Here is an 18,662-nt window from a genome sequence, read left to right as displayed (position 1 = left end):
CCCGGCGGATGGGGACGGTGTCCGGTCAGTCGGCGCGGGCCAGCCAGGCGTACTTGCCCGAGCGGCCGATCGGCAGGCGGGTGTGGTGGGCCACCGTGCAGGCCCGGCCGGTGAGTTCGGACACCAGGTCCGTGAGCCGGGCGGTCTCGTCCGCGTCGAGCGGGGCGTCGTCGAAGGTCGTGAAGGACAGGACGGCGTGCCCCGTCCCCGAACCGCGACGGCCGTTGCCCTCGGCCACGGCGGCCTCCCCCGCGTGTGCGGTCCCCCCGCTCCGGCCGGCCGGGCGCAGTTGGTGCAGGAAGATACGGGGGGACGCGACGGCGATGCGGGCGTCGAGGTCGGCCTGGGCGACCGGGCCGTGCGGGGTGTCGAGGAGCTCCTTCTCCCGGCCGCAGAAGACGCTGATGCGCTCGGGGTCGGCCGAGCCGTCCAGGGTGCGCACGCAGTCGCCGGAGCGGTAGCGCACCAGCGGCATATAGGGGTTGCGCAGGCTGGTGACGATGAGGCTGTGGATGCCGCTGCCGGGGGCGACGGGGATGAGTTCGACGCTCATGTCGTCCAGGTGCGGGCGGTAGCGGCCGGTGGTGGGGTCGCTGGAGTAGAGGTAGCCGAGTTCGGTGCTGCCGAACAGGTCGACGACGGGGCAGCCGAAGCGCTCGCGCAGGAGGGTACGGACGTTCAGCGGGGTGTACTCGTAGGCGTGCACGATGCTGGCCGGAGGGGGGAACTCGTCCCACAGCCCCCAGGCGTCCACCTTCCGCACCAGGTGGGCGAGGTGGTAGCCGGAGCAGTCCAGGTGGTAGGTGCCGTCGGGGTGGGCGGCGCTGACACGGCGGATCTCGGCGAGCATCCGGAGCACCTCGGCGCGGTCCCAGTCGGCGGGGTCGAGGACGCGGTTGAGGTAGAGCGTGCGGTCGTCGAGCCAGCGCTCGCCGGGGGTGGCCGAGGGGTTGCGGGCGTTGACCCGGGCGACGTGTTCGGTGGCGAGGACCGTGGTGAGGGAGAGGCGCGCCGCTCCGGCGTGCCAGGTGGCGCGCAGGTCGGGGTGTTCGCTCCAGAGGCGGTAGTAGGAGCGGAGCAGGAAGTAGGGCGGCCGGATCAGCTGCATGCGGGCGTGGTTGGTGCCGGTGGACAGGACGTATTCGGCGTCCCCCTTCGCCAGGGCCTCGGCCAGGCCGGGCGTCATCCAGTTGTCGGGGAAGCCGCGCGCGATCTCGGTCTTCTCCAGGATCGGGAAGTCGCCCCGGGCGAGGGACGCGCGGTAGAGCGGGATGTCCCGGACCCGGTCCACGACTTCGGGGCTGGGCAGCGGGCTCATGGTGCCTCCGTGGGTCGTGCGGGGAAGGAGCGGGGGCCGTGCCGTGGGGGACGGCGACGGCCCCCGCCGATGGTGGGGTGGGTCAGCTGATGCAGCCGGACTTGCCGGCGGCGCTGATGCAGCCGGACTTCGGTATCGCGCTGATACAGCCGTCCTTGGCGCCCTGCGCCGAGTTGGCGGCCACCCACTTGTCCCAGACGGTGTCCTGCGTCATCTGCCGGATGAGCTTGTCCATGGTGGGGCTCCTCGTGTGCCGGAAATCGGGGAACTGCGAACGCGGGGTGGCCCGGTGGATCTTCGGCCACCCACCATCCGAAGGTAAAGAGGAAGTCAATCAAGTGTCAATGGGTGGTCAAGTCAATGGCGTGAAAGGTGCCTTGACCTGGTCGGGGGTCTTCGGAGCAGCGCGGGCAGGGGGAAACGGCCCGCCGGGTCGGAGCCCCGGCGGGCCTGTCATCTGCGGGTCCGGCTACGGCAAAGGACTCCCCTGCGGACCGGCCAGGGCCCGCTCCGCGGGGCCGGGAATCACCCTGACCGGTTCGGTACCGGCGTCGTTGTGCCGCTCCGCCCAGTTCTCCAGGGTGGTCTGGCAGGCGTGGTCGAGATGGCGCGCACCGGTCAGGTCCAGCTCGATCGGCCGGTCCTTGGGCAGGGCCTCCAGGGTCTCCACGATGCGCGGCAGCCGCAGGAAGGTGGCATTGCCCGCGAGCGTCACCACCAGCCGCCCGCCGGTCAGTTCGCGCACGTCGACCTGGACGTGCGACGTCTCCCAGGCGGACTTGGCGACGGCCAGGACCAGGCCGAGCACCACCCCCTCGAACATGTTGGTCATGACGATGGCGATGGCGGTGACCCCGAGGACCAGCGCCTCACCCCGGTGCCCGCGCGCCAGCGGACCGATCTCCTTGACGGGGATCAGCTTGCAGCCGGCGTGCACCAGCACACCGGCCAGCGCGGCGAGCGGGATGATGCCGATGGCGGCCGGGAGCAGCACCGCGAACAGCAGCAGCCACGCGCCGTGCAGGATGCGGGAGAGCGAAGTGCGGGCCCCTGCCCGTACGTTGGCGGAGCTGCGGACGATGACCGCGGTCATCGGCAGTGCGCCGAGCACCCCGCACACGGTGTTGCCGACGCCCTGGGCGACCAGCTCCTTGTCGTAGTGGGTGCGCGGGCCGTCGTGCATCCGGTCCACCGCCGCCGCGCTGAAGAGGGACTCGGCGGAGGCGATCAGGGTGAAGGCGAGGACGGTGCCGAGGACGGCCACACCGCCCAGGTCGGCCAGGTGCCCCAGACCGGGCGGCTGGACGGCGTCCACCAGGCCCCGCACCGTCACGTTCGCCACGTCGAGGCCCAGACCCGCGACGGCCGCGGTGGCCAGGGCGACGGCCGCCAGCGGCGCGGGCACCAGCCGCGCCGCGGCGGGCAGCCGGGGCCACAGCACCAGCACCGCGACGGTGCCGAGCCCCACGGCCGCGGAGGTCGACGCGGCGCTGTCGCGCGCCACGTCGGCGACGAGCCCCGGGATTCCGAGGATCTTGTCCGGGCCGGACCGGGGCTGGTCCTGCCCGGCCATGGTGTAGAGCTGCCCGAAGAGCAGCACGAGGCCGATGCCCGCCAGCATGCCCTGGACGACGGACACGGAGATCGCACGGAACCAGCGTCCGCAGCGCAGCAGTCCGAGCGCGATCTGCAGCACTCCGGTGAGGAGCACGATGGCGCCGAGCATGGCGAGGCCGAACTCCTGGACGGCCTCGAAGACGAGTACGGTCAGCCCGGCCGCGGGGCCGCTCACCTGGAGCGCGCTGCCGGGCAGGAAGCCGACGACCAGGCCGCCGACGATGCCGGTGATCAGGCCGAGTTCGGCGGGGACGCCGGACGCCACGGCGACCCCGACGCAGAGCGGCAGGGCCACCAGGAAAACGACGAGCGAGGCGAGGGCGTCCTGTCGCAGGACACCTGGTCGGCGCAGTTCACCGAAGGACGCGGGCAGGAACGAGGGGCTGGATGGCATGGTGGGGCTTCCTCGGTCGATATGACGGGCCGGAAGAGCAGCCGGAAGAACAGGTGGATACGGGGGCACGCACCGCCGCCCGCGCGACCGGCCCCGGTCCGGGGCACGGTGCCGGACGGGAGCGGGAGCCCTGCGGGCGCGGTGGGCGCCGTGGGAACAGGAATGCGACCGCCCACGCGTGGGGCGGGAGTCTTCACAGCGTCTCGAACGCCGGGCGCCCCTCGTCGCCGGTTCTGCCGGACACTGCGCGCACCCCGGGGCACGAACGGGCCTGATGGGTGGGTGACTTCATGGTGGCCTGCCTCCTGCGCCACGGCGTGGGGCCGGGACGCGGTGTGGTCGGGTCAGGGGGAAAGGGGGCGGTCCCGGCACACTGGTGGGGATGGCCGGACCGCACCCCGCGGCTCAATCCGAACGATGTCCGCCCCATCAACTTTGCCATTGCATTACCTCTGAACGGCAGGGCACATTCGCGCCAAAGAATGGGCGATTACGGCCACTGACCTGCAAGTTGGTCCACTCGTAAACCATTACCCAGTGCTTCGGTAAGAGTGACGACATGTTCTGTCGTGAAGCGGTCGATTTCCGCCACCACCCAGGAATCCCGCCCCCGGCAGCGACAGCGGAACGGTCCTGTCGCGGCAGCCCATAAGGGGGTTAGCCCCAGGGAAAGCAGGTGGCTGGCGGGATCCCGGCCGCAGACCTTGATCAAAAATACTGGGCCCCGGACAACACACCACCCACCAGCCCCACGGGAGCCCTTCGTGTACGAACACGCCCACGCAGCAGCCGGATCACACACGCCCAGCAGGACGGCCTCAAGCAGGCGCGGGGCGCGCACAGTGCGGGTGGGCGCGGTCGGCGCGATCGCCACAGCGGTACTGGCCGCGGGCCTCACCCTGCCCGCCTCGGCCACCGGGAGTACGGGGCAGACACCGGCCGGGCCGGACGGACACCGGGCGACTCGGGCGGCCCTGGAGTCGGTGGTCCAGGAGGGGCCGCCCGGCGGGATCGCGCGCGCCGAACAGGGCCACGACACCTGGACGGGCAGTGCGGGTACGTCCGACACGACGACCGGCCGACCGCCGCGCGCCGACGACCGCTTCCGGATCGGCTCGATCACCAAGACGTTCGTGGCCACGGTGGTCCTCCAACTGGAGGCGGAGGGGAAGCTGAGCCTGGACGACACCGTGGACCACTGGCTGCCGGGCCTGGTGAGCGGGAACGGGCACGACGGCAGCAAGATCAAAATCCGTCAGCTCCTCAACCACACCAGCGGCGTCTACAGCTACACCGATGACGCGGAATTCAAGCGCAAGGCGTTCAGCACCGACTTCCTCCAGCACCGCTACGACACCTGGACACCGCGCCAGATCGTCCGGCTCGCCATGTCCCACCAGCCCACTTTCGCCCCCGGCCAGGGGTGGAGCTACTCCGACACCAACTACATCCTCGCCGCCATGGTGGTCCAGCAAGCCACCGGCCACTCCTACGCCCACGAGATCGAGCAGCGGATCCTGCGCCCCCTGCGCCTGGACTCCACCACGGTGCCGGGCAGCCGGACCCGGGTTCCCGGGCCCAGCGGACGCGCGTACTCGAAGCTCACCGGAGAGCTCGCCGGCCCCGGAGAGCCGAACAGCACGACCTACGACGTCACCGAGCTCAACCCGGCCTTCGCGGGCGCCGCCGGAGAGATGATCTCCAACAACCGCGATCTCAACCGGTTCTACCGGGCCCTCTTCTCCGGCCGGCTCCTCGCCGAACCCCAGCTCAAGAAGATGATGACGACCGAACCGGTGAAGGACATGCCGACCTTCTCCTACGGTCTGGGGCTGATGAAACTCAAGCTCTCCTGCGGCGTCGAGGTATGGGGGCACAACGGCGGCATCCAGGGCTCCATATCCGAGACCGTGGCGAGCGCGGACGGCGCCCATGTGCTGTCGCTGAACTTCAACGGCGACTGGAACGTCCATGAACAACGCGTCGTCGAAGCCGAGTTCTGCGGCGCGTAAGGGTCGGAGGCACGGCGGTCGTGGTGGCGGCCCTGGAAGCGCCACCACGACCTTCCGACACCGTCAACAGCATTCGTCCGCAGCTCTGTTGACCGTAGGCGCCTCAGCGCGCGGCGTGGATCTCCAGCGCGGCGCGGACCGCCGACTCCACGGCTCCCTCGATCCAGGCGGGTTTGAGGGAGGTGTGGTCCCCGGCGAAGTGGAGGGGGCCCTCGGGGGTGGCGATGTCGTGGAACAGTTCGGTGTGCTGGCCGGGCAGCAGCACCGACGCCTCGCCGTAGGCGTACGGGTCGCGCGCCCAGCTCTGGGTGCGTCCCGCCCCGGTGTAGAAGACCTCGATGCGCTGGCCGTAGATGTCCTGGAGCCCGGACAGGGCGTGGGGGTAGCGGGCGTCGTCGTCGAAGGCGTCCCAGCGCATGGCGTCGTCGGCCCAGGTGTAGGAGGCGAGCACCACTCCGCCCGGGCTGCCCGGCACGGTGTGGGAGGGGTTGAAGGTGAAGCGGTTGGGGTTGTCGCTGACCGACCCGCCGCCCAGGCTGGCCACCGCGCCCGGCTGGTCGCGGGTCGAGGAGCGGTAGGCGGCGTAGTAGGTGCGCTGGCTCTCGGACAGGCGATCACCGGTGACGGAGCCGTGCCGCCCGAGCAGGCTGCCGTCGTCGGGGGCACGGCCCCTGCGGTACGCGTCGTACAGGCCCGGTGCGATGGTGTCGAGCTCCCGCTTCCAGTCCGCCTCGGTCAACTCCCACCAGCGGCGGCTGAATTCGAGCACCACCTTGGTGGCGCTGTCGTAGTGGAGCTCGGTGACGGCACGGCGTTTGCCGTACGACATGAGCGGGGCGACCTGGATGTGGCGCAGCCCCGAGAACGGCACGGTGACCAGGGCGAGGTCCGCGGTGAACTGCTCGCGGACCGGAGCCCCTTCGCGCCCCTCGGAGACGGTGTCGACCCAGACGTGGGGGCCGGTGGCGCGCACGTGCGGGGTGTCGGTGTGCGGGCGCCGCGGGTCCCAGTACTCGATCCGGGTGACGCGCCGGTCGAAGCGGACGCACGGCCGGACCTCCTTCAGCAGTGCGTCGGGCAGCGCCGCCGTGCCGCCGCGCAGCTCCCAGAACGCGGTCTGCGGACTGATCAGCGCCGCGTCGAGAAAGCTGTGCAGGAAGGAGAGCGGCAGCCGGGAGGTGATGTCCTCCAGGCAGCCGACCAGGTCGATGGTGGCGTCGTCGAGCTTGGCGGCCTCGCTCAGGAAGCGGCGCATGGAGAAGTCGCCGTAGCGTTCGACGACCCTCGCCCAGCCGTCGATCGTCTCCTCGGCCGACTTGTTCGTACGGCGTCCGTCGGGGCCCCGCGTGCTGAACTCGTCCCGGACCGGGTCCAGGGCGGTGTTGAGGATCGTCGCGGAGGGGACGTCCCAGAGTGAGCGGGGCACACCGAAGGAACGATTCACCTGTCGTGGGTCGCGCGCGTAGTCGGCCCGGCGGACGCGCAGCCCGTTGACGTGGATCCAGGTCTGCTGCGCCGGTGTCCCGTCGGCGTGCTCGTCGACCAGGCGGAACTTCTGCCGCTCCACCCCCAGGTGGTCGAGGAGCGCCATCACCAGGGGGTGGCTCCCGGGGATCCGCATGGCCCCGGCCTCCGCGTACTGGCGGGGATCGGTGAACGGCTGCGCGGCGCGCTCGTGGCCCCCGGTCCGGAAGGTCTTGATCCTGCCGCCCACCCGATTGCCGTTGGCCTCCAGGAGGGTGACGGTGTGTCCGGCGCGGCGCAGCAGCATGGCGGCCACCAGACCGGCCGGGCCCGCCCCCACGACCAGCACCTTCTTGGGGGTGGTCGCCGACCGGGGCAGGCCGCCGCCCACCAGCGCCTGGAGGTAGGACGGCACCAGGTCCTCGCCGTCGGGCCCGCGCAGCAGGAGCGCACGCGCCACTTCGAGGCTGCGGTGGGCGAGGGTGTCCCCGGCGGAGGGAGCCCGGAGGAGATCTCCGGACGGGGAAGCGGCGGCGGTCGCGGGGGCTGTCGCCGCCGTGGTCAGAGCGGCGGCGCTCGCGGCGGCCGTGGCGGTAAATCCGCGCCGGGACAGGGAGTTGGACCGGGACGGGGTCCCGGAGGGGTAGGACGATCGCATGACTTCACCATGCATCCACACCTGCCGCCCAAAGCAGCGGCCACGCTCACACACCCGCCCGTCTTTAGCCCGGATGGCCCAGACCCACGGTCCGCGAACCCGAGGTGTGCGGGGTGGACGCGTCGAGCTGGTCGAACCGGGTCTGGGTCTGACGGTAGGCGTCGGGCTCGATGCCCAGCGGCGGGGAGAAGGAGTGCTGGAGGCTCGACACCAGGTACACCCCGAACCCCAGGACGGTTCCCAGCAGGATCATCACCAGCATGTGCCGCGGGCCCGCGTTGATGCCGACGAGCGCCGGATACAGCACGACCAGCACCGCCGTGGCGATCAGCGCGTAGAAGATCGGGTCCGGAACGGTCCACCGCATGTCGCTGGAGCGCTGGTTGCGGGCGGTGGTCACGGTGTCCAGGGCGGTGGTGAACGTCTCCTTGGCGGCCTTGTCGTCCTCGCTCGACCCCGGCGCGCGTGCGGCCGTCCGTCTCACCTGGTCGAGTACGCGCGAGGCGCGCGGGCTCATCTCCCGGCGCCGCATGAGGGCCCACTCGGGCCCCGCCACCTCCGGGACATAGGCCCTCAGTTGCTCACGCACCACCCGCCCCTGCCCGGCGGGCAGCGCGGCGGCGGCCACATAGGCGGCCTCCAGCCCACGGGCCTCCTGGTAGGTGTGATCGCTCGCCGCATTGCGCTGCTGCCAGGAGCTGGCCACCAGGAAGGCCGCCGTCAGGACGAACAGCGCCAGCGTCGCACTCCCCACGAACGCCAGCGCCGGGGCCTCCAGATGGGACTTCTTCGACGCTTCGCTCCGCGACAGCGCCCAGGTCAGAGCGAACGCCGCCGCCGCACCCACCAGGGCGCACACGACTCCCACACCGAACATGTCAGTCCTTTCCGCCCTGCGGGGCCGATTTGCGGGATACGGAGGTGATGGCGACCAGCAGGGCGGGAAAGGCCACGACCACCAGCGAGATGAACGCCCAGTCCATCCCCTCGTCGAGCGGGCTGCCGCCCCGCTGCGGCCGGTGCGCGGCCACCGCGGTGTCCGGCGGCAGCGGCCCCGTGGTCGGCACCGCACGCCCCGGCGTCCGACCGGCCGGAGCCACTCCGGCGACGCCTCCCGGAGCGATGCCCGGGGGGACCGCAACACCCGGCGGTACGGGGACGCCGAGGCCCGCGAGGAAGCCGGGGGCGAGCGGCGCGGGCGGCGCCCCGCCCGGCAGGGGGGCGACGGCGGCAGGGGGCCCAGGCCGGGGTGGCGCGCCGCGCAAGGGGGCCCCAGGGCCGCGCCTCCCGCCGGCCGCCTGCCCGACCGGAGCGACAGGCCGGGCCCGCCTCGGCGGAACGGGCACGGTGTATCCACCGGGGGCCTCGGCTTCAAGGGCCAGTGGGGGCAGTGGCGTTCCGGCCGGTGACACGGCCTCGTCCGCGGTGGTTCCCGTGGCCCGGGCCACGGACTCGTGCGGGCCGGGCCGGTCCGGCGCCGGGGCCGAGCACTCCAGGGCCGAGCCCGTCGGCAGACGGGCGGGAAGCCCCCCGCCCGGGACACACCGCAAGGCCGCCGGGTCGAGCAGCGGATCCCGCAGCCGGACGTTCTCCAGAGCCGCCGGGCCCGAGTACACCAGCCGATAGAAGAGACGTTTCTGCGATGCGGCGCGCTCCAGCGTCAACACCGAGGCCCGGGCGTCGTACCCCGCCGACGCGGTGGCGGCAGCCGTTCCGTACTCCTCCCACGTCGGCACCCCCGTGGCGGTCACCCGGACCACATGGCGGCCCGCCACCGCGCGGACCGCCGCACGGCACACCATGGTTCCGAGCGGGGCCAGCGACGCTCGCGGACATGCCGCCACGCCTCCCACGGCCTGCGCGTCGACCACTTTGACGTCGCGCAGCCCGTACTCCGCGAGGTTGCGCAGACGATAGGCGCGCATCAGTTCCTGCCCGGCCCGGACCCGGACACCCACGGAGACAACGCTGTTCGTCGACACCGACATCCGCAGTGCGCCGCCGTCGCCACCTCCCCGGGGCGCCGACCCGAGCAGGCAGACTCCCACCCCGGCCAGGGCCGCCGCCCTCGCGATGCCGGACCATCGATGACAGGCATTCATGGCGGCATTATGGGATCGCGAAGATCAACTCGGGCTCATGCCGCGCGGAAAGCGGAGAGAACACCCCCGACTCCCCCAACGCCACTGCCCGCGATGGCCTATGGCCCAGGACTCTGGCACATGCCAGCGTCCAGCCCGCTCGCGGCCCGTCCCGTCCCGGTGGCATGGTCGGGACGTCATGCGTGCACGACACGCTCAAGCGCCGCCCGGCCCGCCGGTCCCCATGTCGGCTTGCCGTCGGGGAGGCCCCGGTCCCCGTTCCGCCCCATGACCGTGAGGAACAGGCATTTCAGAACGGCCAGCCCGCGAGCGCGCCGGATCGTGGCCTCGTCCGCGCGCGCGTACACGTCGAAGAAGCGTGCGGCGGCGCCCGCGGGCAGGAGCACCCATGCGGCGGCGAGGTCCCACGCGGGGTCGCGCGCGAACATGTCACCGAAGTCGATCACACCCGAGAGCGTCCCGTCCGAGACGACGGCATTGGCGGGATGAAGGTCATCGTGCACCCGCACCGGCGGCCCCGTCCACGCGAGGGCCACGGCAGCGTCGTCCCAGACCGCCCGCACGGCGTCGGCCATGTCACTGGGCGCGACAGACCGCAAGAAGCAGTTGTCCCATCCACCCACCACCTCGCGGGCGGCCGGCCCCGCGAGGCCCGGATGCTGTTCCCGCACCAGGCCACGGACCGGGTCCGCCGTGATCTCGATGCCGCAGCCGGTCATACGAAGTCACGCTACTGGGGCGGGTGTTGGGACACCCCTCCCCGCCCGCCACTCGTCCACCGTCATGCGCCAGACGACGTCGATCCCCACCTCGCCGGGGGCGCAGGGGCCTTCCGGAACCCGTGTGCGTGCGACCTCGGTGAAGCCCAGGCGGCGGGCGACGGCTCCGCTCGACTGGTTCGCGGCGTCGTGGCAGATCTCCATGCGGTCGGTTCCCGCCAGTTGGAAACCCTCGCGGACCAGACCCGACGCGGCCATCGTCGCCAGGCCCTGGCCCGTCCACCGGGAGTGCACCCAGTAGCCGATCTCAAGACCGCCGGGACCGATGCGGCGGTGCAGGCCGCACCCGCCGATCACCACGCCTCCCGCTCTGATCGCGTAGTTGTAGGCCCGGCCGGCCTCCCACTCCTCCTGCCCCCGGGCCAGGAAGTCGACGGTCTGCTGTCTGCTGTGGCCGGCCGCCCAGGGCATCCACGGCACGAGATGGTCCAGGGATTCGTGGATCGCCCGTTCCAGGGCGTCGAGATCGGTCATGCGCAACCGGCTCAGCTCGACACGATCAGAACGGAGGCTTTCGGAAGGCTCTTCCATTCCCGGATGCTCTCGCGGCCCCAGCCGCGCCCACAACGCAATATCAGCGGGCGGGCGCGGCTCGTTCCCCGGCGCGCTGCCGCCTTCGCCCGGCCGGGCGATGTCAGTGCCGCCGACTAGCATCCGTGGCATGCGCGAGTACTTCACGGCCGAGGGGCCGAAGCTGTCCTACCTGGACTTCGGCGGTCCGGGCACACCTCTGCTGGCCCTGCACGGGCACTACAACGAGGCGTCGGCGTTCACGGCCCTGGCCGAGGCGTTGGCGCCGCGGTGGCGGGTCATGGCGCTCGATCAGCGCGGCCACGGCGAGTCCGACCGCGCGCCGAGCTATGAGCGCGACGATTACGTCGCCGACATGGCCGCCTTCCACCAGCACCTGGGCCTCGGTCCGGTGGCGGTACTGGGGCATTCCCTGGGCGGCGTCAACGCCTATCAGTTCGCGGCCCGTTATCCCGACCGTGTCTCCGGGCTCGTCGTCGAAGACATCGGCGCGGTCGTCGACTGCGACTGGCGTTTCACGCTGGGACTGCCGCACGGGGCGCCCACGCGCGCGGAGTTGGTGGATGCGCTCGGGCCGGTGGCCGAGTACCTGGAATGCGCCTTCCGTCGAACCGGCGACGCATGGGCGTACTCCTTCGACATCGCTGACACGGTCGCGTCCCAGAAGGCCCTCAATGGTGACCATTGGCCGGAGTGGACATCGGTGGCGTGCCCCACCCTCCTGGTCCGTGGGACGCGGAGCGACGAGCTCTCCGCCGATCACGCACGCGAGATGATCGACCGGCACACCGGCACCGCCCACCTCACCGAGCTCTCCGCCGGACACGTCGTCCACCACGACGCGCCGGAGCAGTTCGCCGCCGCCGTCACCGACTTCCTCTCATCCGTTCCCGTCCGCGCCACCCCCTGACCGACCCACCCCCTGACCCACCCACCTCGCGCCCGCATCCGACGCGGCGACAGCAGCCGCAGTCAGTGCCGCCTCCCACAGTTCCGTTCCATGGGCCAAGAACCCCACCGAGCCGCTGATCGGCAAGATGCGATCAGTGGCCCGCGCCCTGGAAGCCCGGGTCCAGGGCGACGACGGCGAGCACTACGACTGAGCCGGGTCTACGCGACCGGGCCACCCGCGTCAGGCGGCCTTGCGCTGCGGGCCGGTGTCGGCGAGCACCTGGGTGCGGACGCGGGCGCAGGTCTTGTTGATGATGCGCGAGACGTGCATCTGGGAGATGCCGAGGCGCTCGGCGATCCGGGCCTGCGTCATGTCCTTGAAGAACCGCAGGTACAGGATCTCCTTCTCCCGTTCGGGCAGCTGTTGCAGGGCGTCCTTCACGGACTCGCGGTCCACCACCAGGTCGTAACGGCTCTCGTCACGGCCGAGGGTGCTCTGCAGGCTGTACGAGTCGTCCTGGTCGGGGGCGAACGTCTTGTCCAGGGACAGGGCGCTGTAGGCGTCCATGGCCTCCAGCCCCGCGCTGGCCAGTTCCACGCTGAGGCGGGCCTGGTCGGCGATCTGCGCGAGGACGGGGTGGGGATGACCCGTGTTGTGCAGCTCGCGCAGGGCGCGGCGGACCTTGTTGCGGGCGTCCTGGACCCGGCGGGGCACGTGCAGGTCCCAGCCGTGGTCGCGGAAGTGGCGTTTGATCTCGCCGTCGATCGTGGGCACCGCGTACGCCTCGAACGGCCCGGTGGCGCGGTCGTAGCGGTCGATCGCCTTGACCAGGCCGAGCGCGGCGACCTGGCGCAGGTCCTCGCGGGGCTCACCCCGGTCGCGGTACTTGTCGGCGAGCCGGTTCGCCATCGGCAGCCACGCACGGGCCAGCTGGTCACGCACCTGCTCCCGCCCCGGCCCCTCCTCCAGGCGCTCCAGGCGGGTGAACAGACTGCGGGTGTCGGGGGCATCGGCATGCCGGGCCGCACGTGCGGTACGACGGGTTGCGGGCAGTGCGGTGGTGGCGGTCACGGGGTCTCCCAGCCGGCGTTGACGTCAGGCGGATTGACGCCCTCGCTCTGGAAGTGGGCATGCGGCCGTACAGAGCGGGGCGCGCGTGCCTTCCAGTCCGAAGCACGAGGAGCGCCTGCCCCGCGCCTCCGCCCGCAAACGGGGCTTCCCTCAAATGGTTGAGCCGCCCAGCCCCCTCGTAGCAGACGCCGATGCCGCGCCCGGCAGGCTGCCTCGATCTGCCGTTCGAGTTCAGCGGCGAGACGGTACGAACCAGGCCATCGCACCGTACGAGACCAGGCCAATATGGGCGCCCGCCGGTCGGCGGCGGCCGACCGGGGGAAGTTACGCAGGGCACGGCAGAGGACCTGGGGCGGCGCGTGCGCGCGCGTGCTCTGCTGACAAGCAGGTCGCGCCAGATTCAGGCAGGTCCAGACAGGTTCACCGGATGAGGAGAAACATGTCCCGCTCACCGCGTCCCGCCCGGCACGTCCTCCGCGCCGCCTACGCGTGCCTGGCCGCCGGGCTCGCCCTGGCGCTGCCCGGCGCGAGTCCGGCCGTCGCCGTCGCGCCGCCGCTCTCGCACCCCCGGATCGTCCACCACTTCGACCTGGCCCGGAAGCAGCAGCCGGAGAACATCGCCCTTGAGCCGGACGGCTCGGCCGACCTCACGCTCTCCTACGCCCGCCAGATCGTCCGGGTCGACCGCGAGGGCCGCTCCACCGTCCTGGCCACCCTGCCCGCCCCGAAACACTCCCGGACCCCGCTCGTCAACGCCCCCCTCGTCACGGGCATCGCACGCACACACGACGGCACGCTCTACTTCGGCTACGCCACCGGCACCACGGACCTGCACGGGATCTGGCGCCTGCGCCCCGGCGGCGGGCCCGAACGGATCGCGGCCCTGCCCGTCACCGGATTTCCCAACGGCCTCGCCATCGACGAGTCCGAACACCGCCTCTACACCGCCGACTCGGCGCTCGGCGTGGTCCACGTCGTACCGACGCACGGCGGCACCGCGAGGACCTGGTCCGACGACAGCCTGCTCAAGCCGTCCGTCGCGTTCGGCGCCAACGGCCTCAAGGTGCACCGGCACGCCGTATGGGTCACCAACACCGACACCGGCGACCTGCTGCGCATCCCCGTCCGCCACGACGGCACGGCCGCCCCGGCCGAGGTCCGCGCGAGCGGCCTCACCAGCGTCGACGACTTCGCCTTCACGGGACGCGGGGACGCCCTGATCGCCACCCTGAACCTCTCCGGCGAGGCGGCGTACGTCGAGGCGGACGGCAGCCACCACACCGTGCTCACCAGCGGCGACGGCCTGTCCAACCCCACGTCCGTGGCCGTACGCGGCAACACCGTATACATCCCGAGCGCCGCCTACTTCACCCACACCGACCCCAACCTCCTGCGAGCCGACCTGCATTCCTGACCCCGTTGTGGGAGCGGTCAGCCGGGGCCGGAGTGTCAGTGCCCGGGGCTACTCTGCGGGCCATGGAGACGATCTACCAGACATGGGCGGAGACAGTCGCCCTCTTCGAGCGGCGCGGGTTGGCGCAGGAGGTCTACGGCAGCCTCTACGAGGACGAGTACATCCTGCACCCGGGGCCCGCGTCGCTGCCCGGCTCGCTCCGGCTCGACGACCACCAGTACCGGCACGAGAACCCCTGGATCAAGGCCGGCGGGCGGCCCGAGTACGAGGGGATCGACGGCGCGGTCACCGGATACGTCATCGACGGTGATCTCCACGTCGACGGCAACATCCTCAACCTCGACCACGGCAGCCCGTCGTTGATCGTGCTCGGCGATCTTAAGGCCGCCAACCTCGTTCTCAGCGGCAGCTCACACCTGTTGGTCAAGGGTGACGTCGAGGTGGAGACGTTCTTCGGCAACTCCACCGACCAACTCGTCGACATTCGCGGCGACTTGCGTGCCACGGTGGCGGTCATGTGGGACGAGTTCCTCCCCGAGGTGGGAGGGAGCCTGCACGGCCGGGCCCTGATGCCCGGGTATCTCGATCCGGACGACTGCGGTCTGGTCATCCAGGACCCGGCCGCGCAGGCCGACTTGGCCGATCTCCTGGTGCCGGACGTCCTCCTCGCCCGGGGCGGCTCCCCCGACGACGACGCCTACCTCGCCGACGCGGGGCTGCACTACGAAAACCTCATCGACCGGATGGCGCGGGGGCTGCCCGTGACCCGTACGGGCCGCACCGTCACACCCCTGGAGATGCTGCCCCCGGAGTAGCGGACCGGGCCGGGCACGCATGACAGCCAACCGGACCGTACGCGGTCTCAGCCTCGTACGTATACGAAGCTCGTACACGAAACACGTATACGAACGAATGCCGTGGCGAAGATCGAAGCCCCCTGTCCGGGCAACTCGGTGCACGGACAGGGGGCTTGGGATCAGCTCAGCTTCTTGAGCTGAGCGTCGATCACGGCCTTCGGCTGCTCGGCCTTGTTGGCGAGGCTCCAGGCGTAGAAGGTGGCGAGCGTGCTGCCCTTGCGGACGGCGACGAGGTAGTGGTTCGCGGACACGCCTTCCATGTCCGCGGTCATGGTGAAGGCGACCGCCTCGTCGCCTCCGGCGTAGGCACCCGTTGACACCTTGGTGATGTTGGTCTTCTCGCCGTCGGCGACGACGGTGAAGCCACCCGCGCAGTCCGTGCCCGCCTTCTTCAGGGTGGCCAGGGCATCGGCGGCACCGTTGCCGTTGTAGGAGGCCAGCGTGTCGGCGGTGATCGTGCCGCTCAGCGCGTCGAGGCCCGCCTTCGCCTTCTCCTCGGCCGAGGCGTTCGCGGCGGGAGCCTTCGGCACCGCCATGATCTTGCGCGTCGCGCTCGCGCCGGGCGCACCGATCGCGCGCAGCGCGAAGACGTCGACGATCGGCTTGCAGGCGGCCTTTTCGGTGCTGACCGACTTGCTCGTCGCCATGTCCGCCGCGGTCGCCTTGGTGACCTTGTGGTCCTTCAGGTCGGCCTCGGTCAGTGCGGCCTTGTCCACCTCGGCCTGGGACAGCGCCTTCTGGCCCGAGGCCGCGGGCGCGCTCGACGACGACTTGTCGCCCTGGGGCTTCTCCTTCGCCCCGGAGTCCTTCGAGTCGTCCGACCCGCAGGCGCTGACGAGCAGGGCCAGCGAAAGCGTGGAGACGGCTAGGGCGGTACGGCGTACAGCGGTGCGACGCATGATGTGAAAAGGCTTCCTTCGAATCGGCGACCGACGACGCACCCCCGCACACCGTCCACGGACCTGCGGACCTGCGGACCTGCGGACCTGCGGAAACGTCGTATGCCGAGCAATCTATGCACCGCCGCACCCAAGAACCGACGGTCTCGATCATGGCGTCCTGATCGTGACGACAGCGCAACGGCATGTCGATGTGATTGAGACTCCGGTCCGTACAACCCTTCAGGATCACCGCAACAGACACCGCCGGGGCCGCGCCTCCCCTGTCATGCCGTACGCGCGCCCGCACACCAAGTACGCGTATACGCCCGTGCGCCCATTCATTGGGGTGGGGTGACAACCCCGGCGTGGGTCGCACGTCGTGGCGCCGGGGCTCCGATCGTGTCGCAGACGGATGTCATGCCCCACCTGCGCGCGCTGCAACGGATCGCCGACCGCAACGGCGGCAACCGCGCGCACGGCACCCGGGGTTACGCGCAGTCGGTGGCGTACGTGCGGCACGCGCTGGAGCGGGCGGGCTTCCGCACCGAGCTGCGCCACTTCTCGTACAACGGCGCGGACGGCTACAACCTGATCGCCGACTGGCCGGGCGGCGACCCGCGCCACGTACTGCTCACCGGCGCCCATCTCGACAGCGTTCCGGCCGGTCCGGGGGTCAATGACAACGGTTCCGGCTCCGCGGCGGTCCTGGCCACGGCGCTCAAGGTGGCCGAGTCCCGTCTCAAGCCCGCACGGCACCTGCGTTTCGCCTGGTGGGGAGCGGAGGAGGCGGGGCTGATCGGCTCGGCGCACTACGTTCGGAGCCTGTCGGCGTCCGAGCGCGAGGCCATCGACCTGTATCTCAACCTGGACCAGGCGGGCAGCAGGAACACCCGGCAATGGTTCGTGGTGAACGACGCGCAGCACGGGGAGAGCGCCGGATTCCAGGCGTTCCAGGCGTGGTTCGCGGCGCGGGGCCTCGCCACCTTCGACGTCGGGGTGGGCGGTTCGGACCACGAGTCGTTCGGGAACGCCGGCATCCCGTCGTCCGGCTTCAGCACCGGCATCTCGGACTGCATCCACGACGCGTGCGACACCCTCGCCAACGTCGATCCGGCGACGCAGACCACCAGTACCAACGCACTGGTCGCGGTGGTGTGGCAGCTGGCCGCCACGTACGCGCACACCTCCCCCCGGTCCTGAACACCGACCCTCCGCCGCACAACACCAGGAAGCACTGATGCAGCCATCGAAACACCGCCGCGGGCGCGCCACCGTACTGGCGGCCGCGACCGCTCTCGGCGTCGTCCTGACCGCCGTCCCCGCCACGGGCGCGACCACAGTGAAGGACCCGTACTTCCCCGACGACGGCAACTCCGGTTACGACGTGACCCATTACGACGTGCGGATCGCCTACGATCCGGCGCGCGCCGACCATCTGGAGGGCGACACGACCGTCACCGCCCGTGCCCTGCGGCAGCTGGACCGCCTCAGCCTCGATCTCAAGGGCTTCGAGGTGGCATCGGTCACCGTGAACGGTGTTCCGGCCAGGTCGTTCTCCCGCTCCGGGGCGCACAAACTGCTCGTCGAACCGGCCGGACGTCTGGCCCGGGGCGCCGCGTTCGCGGTCCGGGTCAAGTACGCCGGCGCGCCCGACGCCGAGGGCTGGCACATCCTGGCGTCCGGCGGCGCGAACGCGGCGGGCGAGCCGCACTCCGCGACCTCCTGGTACCCGGCCAACGACCACCCCTCCGACAAGGCGACCTTCGCGCTCACCGCGACCGTTCCCGACGGCTGGACGGTCATCGGCAACGGCCTGCCGGGACCGACCACCGCCACGGGCGGCCGGACGACCTTCCGGTGGAAGGAGGACAGGCCGCTGGCGACGTACGTCAGCACGGTCGCCATCGACAGGTTCACCGTCCACCGCTCGCGGCTGCCGGACGGGACGCCGGTCATCACCGCGTACGGTCCGGACGTCCCCGTGGACACGGTGGTGGAGGACCAGCAGCGGGACGTCCTGGCGTTCCTCGCCTCGAAGTTCGGCCCCTATCCGTTCTCCTCGGCGGGTGCCGTCGTGGTCGGCTGGTCGAAGGATCCCGCGGCCCGCGCGCTGGACCTGGAGACGCAGAGCCGCCCCACCTACACGGGTGGTCTCTTCGACTCGGCGGTGGTGCACGAGAGCGCCCACCAGTGGTTCGGCAACAGCGCCTCGTTCACGGACTGGCGTGACGGCTGCCTCGCGGAGTGCTTCGCCCAGTACGCCAACCAGCTGTGGGAGGAGCACCAGGGCGCCGACCTCGACACCGGTTTCTACAGGTCCCTGGTCGAGAAGCACAAGGACGACCCGTCGTTCTGGGCCACGAGGCTCTACGACCCCGGCAAGGGCAAGGAGGTCGACGCCGCCCTGTACTTCAAGGGCTCGCTGATGCTCCACGCGCTGCGGCGCACCGTGGGTGACGACGCGTTCTTCACCACCCTGGGCCGCTGGACGGGCGAGCACGCGTACGGCAACGCCTCGTTCCCGCAGTTCGAGGCGCTGGCGGGCAGGGTGTCGGGCAAGGACCTCAAGGGGTTCTTCGACGCGTGGGTCCACGGCACGACGCTTCCGGCGCAGCGGTACCTCTATCCGGGGAGCCTCGCCGCGGCGCGGTGAGGGTGCGTCGTTCGTCCCG

General features: G+C 71.2%; 15 protein-coding genes and 1 pseudogene. 6 read left to right on the top strand and 10 right to left on the bottom strand.

The window, feature by feature from the left end:
* Window positions 1-25: 25 nt before the first annotated feature.
* The 3 genes from AB5J87_RS34260 to AB5J87_RS34250 form a co-directional block, all read right to left on the bottom strand.
* Window positions 26-1,318: a hypothetical protein gene (locus AB5J87_RS34260; RefSeq protein WP_369382605.1), complete on the bottom strand. Its 1,293-nt coding sequence runs from the start codon at window positions 1,316-1,318 to the stop codon at window positions 26-28.
* An 82-nt stretch (window positions 1,319-1,400) separates the two neighbouring features.
* Window positions 1,401-1,553, bottom strand: a complete 153-nt coding sequence (locus tag AB5J87_RS34255) for a hypothetical protein (RefSeq protein WP_369382604.1) — start codon at window positions 1,551-1,553, stop codon at window positions 1,401-1,403.
* Between the two features lie 234 nt (window positions 1,554-1,787).
* The gene (locus AB5J87_RS34250) at window positions 1,788-3,329 is read right to left on the bottom strand and encodes a SulP family inorganic anion transporter (protein WP_369382603.1); all 1,542 of its coding nucleotides are present in this window, start codon (window positions 3,327-3,329) and stop codon (window positions 1,788-1,790) included.
* Window positions 3,330-4,177: 848 nt separating this feature from the next.
* Here AB5J87_RS34250 and AB5J87_RS34245 point away from each other — a divergent pair.
* Window positions 4,178-5,341, top strand: a complete 1,164-nt coding sequence (locus AB5J87_RS34245; RefSeq protein ID WP_369382601.1) for a serine hydrolase domain-containing protein — start codon at window positions 4,178-4,180, stop codon at window positions 5,339-5,341.
* Window positions 5,342-5,444: 103 nt separating this feature from the next.
* Here the strand turns inward: AB5J87_RS34245 and AB5J87_RS34240 are convergent, their stop codons facing one another.
* From AB5J87_RS34240 to AB5J87_RS34220, 5 genes and pseudogenes are all read right to left on the bottom strand, one after another.
* Window positions 5,445-7,463, bottom strand: coding sequence for a flavin monoamine oxidase family protein (locus tag AB5J87_RS34240; protein WP_369382600.1), 2,019 nt, complete (start codon window positions 7,461-7,463; stop codon window positions 5,445-5,447).
* A 64-nt stretch (window positions 7,464-7,527) separates the two neighbouring features.
* Complete coding sequence (locus AB5J87_RS34235; RefSeq protein ID WP_369382599.1) at window positions 7,528-8,340, bottom strand: hypothetical protein; 813 nt, start codon at window positions 8,338-8,340, stop codon at window positions 7,528-7,530.
* A gap of 1 nt (window position 8,341) precedes the next feature.
* Complete coding sequence (locus AB5J87_RS34230; protein ID WP_369382598.1) at window positions 8,342-9,565, bottom strand: hypothetical protein; 1,224 nt, start codon at window positions 9,563-9,565, stop codon at window positions 8,342-8,344.
* Window positions 9,566-9,741: 176 nt separating this feature from the next.
* Window positions 9,742-10,182, bottom strand: a pseudogene (locus tag AB5J87_RS34225) (phosphotransferase); the annotation flags it as partial.
* A gap of 108 nt (window positions 10,183-10,290) precedes the next feature.
* Window positions 10,291-10,875 (bottom strand): GNAT family N-acetyltransferase, encoded by a 585-nt coding sequence (locus AB5J87_RS34220; protein ID WP_369382597.1) that lies wholly within the window; start codon window positions 10,873-10,875, stop codon window positions 10,291-10,293.
* A 130-nt stretch (window positions 10,876-11,005) separates the two neighbouring features.
* Here AB5J87_RS34220 and AB5J87_RS34215 point away from each other — a divergent pair, with 130 nt between their 5' ends.
* Window positions 11,006-11,785 (top strand): alpha/beta fold hydrolase, encoded by a 780-nt coding sequence (locus tag AB5J87_RS34215; protein ID WP_369382595.1) that lies wholly within the window; start codon window positions 11,006-11,008, stop codon window positions 11,783-11,785.
* Between the two features lie 222 nt (window positions 11,786-12,007).
* On the opposite strand, the gene AB5J87_RS34210 is transcribed toward AB5J87_RS34215, so the two are convergent.
* A complete protein-coding gene (locus AB5J87_RS34210; RefSeq protein WP_369382594.1) occupies window positions 12,008-12,838 on the bottom strand; it encodes a SigB/SigF/SigG family RNA polymerase sigma factor in 831 nt (276 codons plus the stop codon).
* Window positions 12,839-13,277: 439 nt separating this feature from the next.
* Between AB5J87_RS34210 and AB5J87_RS34205 the strand changes: the two genes are divergently transcribed.
* The gene (locus tag AB5J87_RS34205; protein WP_369382593.1) at window positions 13,278-14,252 is read left to right on the top strand and encodes a hypothetical protein; all 975 of its coding nucleotides are present in this window, start codon (window positions 13,278-13,280) and stop codon (window positions 14,250-14,252) included.
* Between the two features lie 62 nt (window positions 14,253-14,314).
* Window positions 14,315-15,067 carry a hypothetical protein gene (locus AB5J87_RS34200; protein ID WP_369382592.1) on the top strand — a complete coding sequence of 251 codons (753 nt, stop codon included), beginning with the start codon at window positions 14,315-14,317 and terminating at the stop codon, window positions 15,065-15,067.
* 161 nt (window positions 15,068-15,228) lie between these two features.
* Here AB5J87_RS34200 and AB5J87_RS34195 read toward each other — a convergent pair whose 3' ends face one another.
* Window positions 15,229-16,008: a hypothetical protein gene (locus AB5J87_RS34195; protein WP_369382590.1), complete on the bottom strand. Its 780-nt coding sequence runs from the start codon at window positions 16,006-16,008 to the stop codon at window positions 15,229-15,231.
* A 399-nt stretch (window positions 16,009-16,407) separates the two neighbouring features.
* Here AB5J87_RS34195 and AB5J87_RS34190 point away from each other — a divergent pair, with 399 nt between their 5' ends.
* Window positions 16,408-17,190 (top strand): M20/M25/M40 family metallo-hydrolase, encoded by a 783-nt coding sequence (locus tag AB5J87_RS34190; protein ID WP_369382589.1) that lies wholly within the window; start codon window positions 16,408-16,410, stop codon window positions 17,188-17,190.
* Between the two features lie 37 nt (window positions 17,191-17,227).
* Complete coding sequence (locus AB5J87_RS34185) at window positions 17,228-18,643, top strand: M1 family metallopeptidase (RefSeq protein WP_369382588.1); 1,416 nt, start codon at window positions 17,228-17,230, stop codon at window positions 18,641-18,643.
* Window positions 18,644-18,662 lie beyond the last annotated feature (19 nt).

Source organism: Streptomyces sp. cg36, from assembly GCF_041080675.1.
GTDB lineage: Bacteria > Actinomycetota > Actinomycetes > Streptomycetales > Streptomycetaceae > Streptomyces.
This window is presented reverse-complemented; position numbering and strand designations above follow the sequence as displayed.

What these genes read in the sequence shown, in the direction of transcription:
- AB5J87_RS34190 (WP_369382589.1), top strand. Translation starts at nt 16,408, where the DNA reads ATGCCCCACCTGCGCGCGCTGCAACGGATCGCCGACCGCAACGGCGGC.
- AB5J87_RS34200 (WP_369382592.1), top strand. Translation starts at nt 14,315, where the DNA reads ATGGAGACGATCTACCAGACATGGGCGGAGACAGTCGCCCTCTTCGAG.
- AB5J87_RS34235 (WP_369382599.1), bottom strand. Translation starts at nt 8,340, where the DNA reads ATGTTCGGTGTGGGAGTCGTGTGCGCCCTGGTGGGTGCGGCGGCGGCG.
- AB5J87_RS34250 (WP_369382603.1), bottom strand. Translation starts at nt 3,329, where the DNA reads ATGCCATCCAGCCCCTCGTTCCTGCCCGCGTCCTTCGGTGAACTGCGC.
- AB5J87_RS34205 (WP_369382593.1), top strand. Translation starts at nt 13,278, where the DNA reads ATGTCCCGCTCACCGCGTCCCGCCCGGCACGTCCTCCGCGCCGCCTAC.
- AB5J87_RS34230 (WP_369382598.1), bottom strand. Translation starts at nt 9,565, where the DNA reads ATGAATGCCTGTCATCGATGGTCCGGCATCGCGAGGGCGGCGGCCCTG.
- AB5J87_RS34240 (WP_369382600.1), bottom strand. Translation starts at nt 7,463, where the DNA reads ATGCGATCGTCCTACCCCTCCGGGACCCCGTCCCGGTCCAACTCCCTG.
- AB5J87_RS34215 (WP_369382595.1), top strand. Translation starts at nt 11,006, where the DNA reads ATGCGCGAGTACTTCACGGCCGAGGGGCCGAAGCTGTCCTACCTGGAC.
- AB5J87_RS34255 (WP_369382604.1), bottom strand. Translation starts at nt 1,553, where the DNA reads ATGGACAAGCTCATCCGGCAGATGACGCAGGACACCGTCTGGGACAAG.
- AB5J87_RS34220 (WP_369382597.1), bottom strand. Translation starts at nt 10,875, where the DNA reads ATGGAAGAGCCTTCCGAAAGCCTCCGTTCTGATCGTGTCGAGCTGAGC.
- AB5J87_RS34195 (WP_369382590.1), bottom strand. Translation starts at nt 16,008, where the DNA reads ATGCGTCGCACCGCTGTACGCCGTACCGCCCTAGCCGTCTCCACGCTT.
- AB5J87_RS34185 (WP_369382588.1), top strand. Translation starts at nt 17,228, where the DNA reads ATGCAGCCATCGAAACACCGCCGCGGGCGCGCCACCGTACTGGCGGCC.
- AB5J87_RS34260 (WP_369382605.1), bottom strand. Translation starts at nt 1,318, where the DNA reads ATGAGCCCGCTGCCCAGCCCCGAAGTCGTGGACCGGGTCCGGGACATC.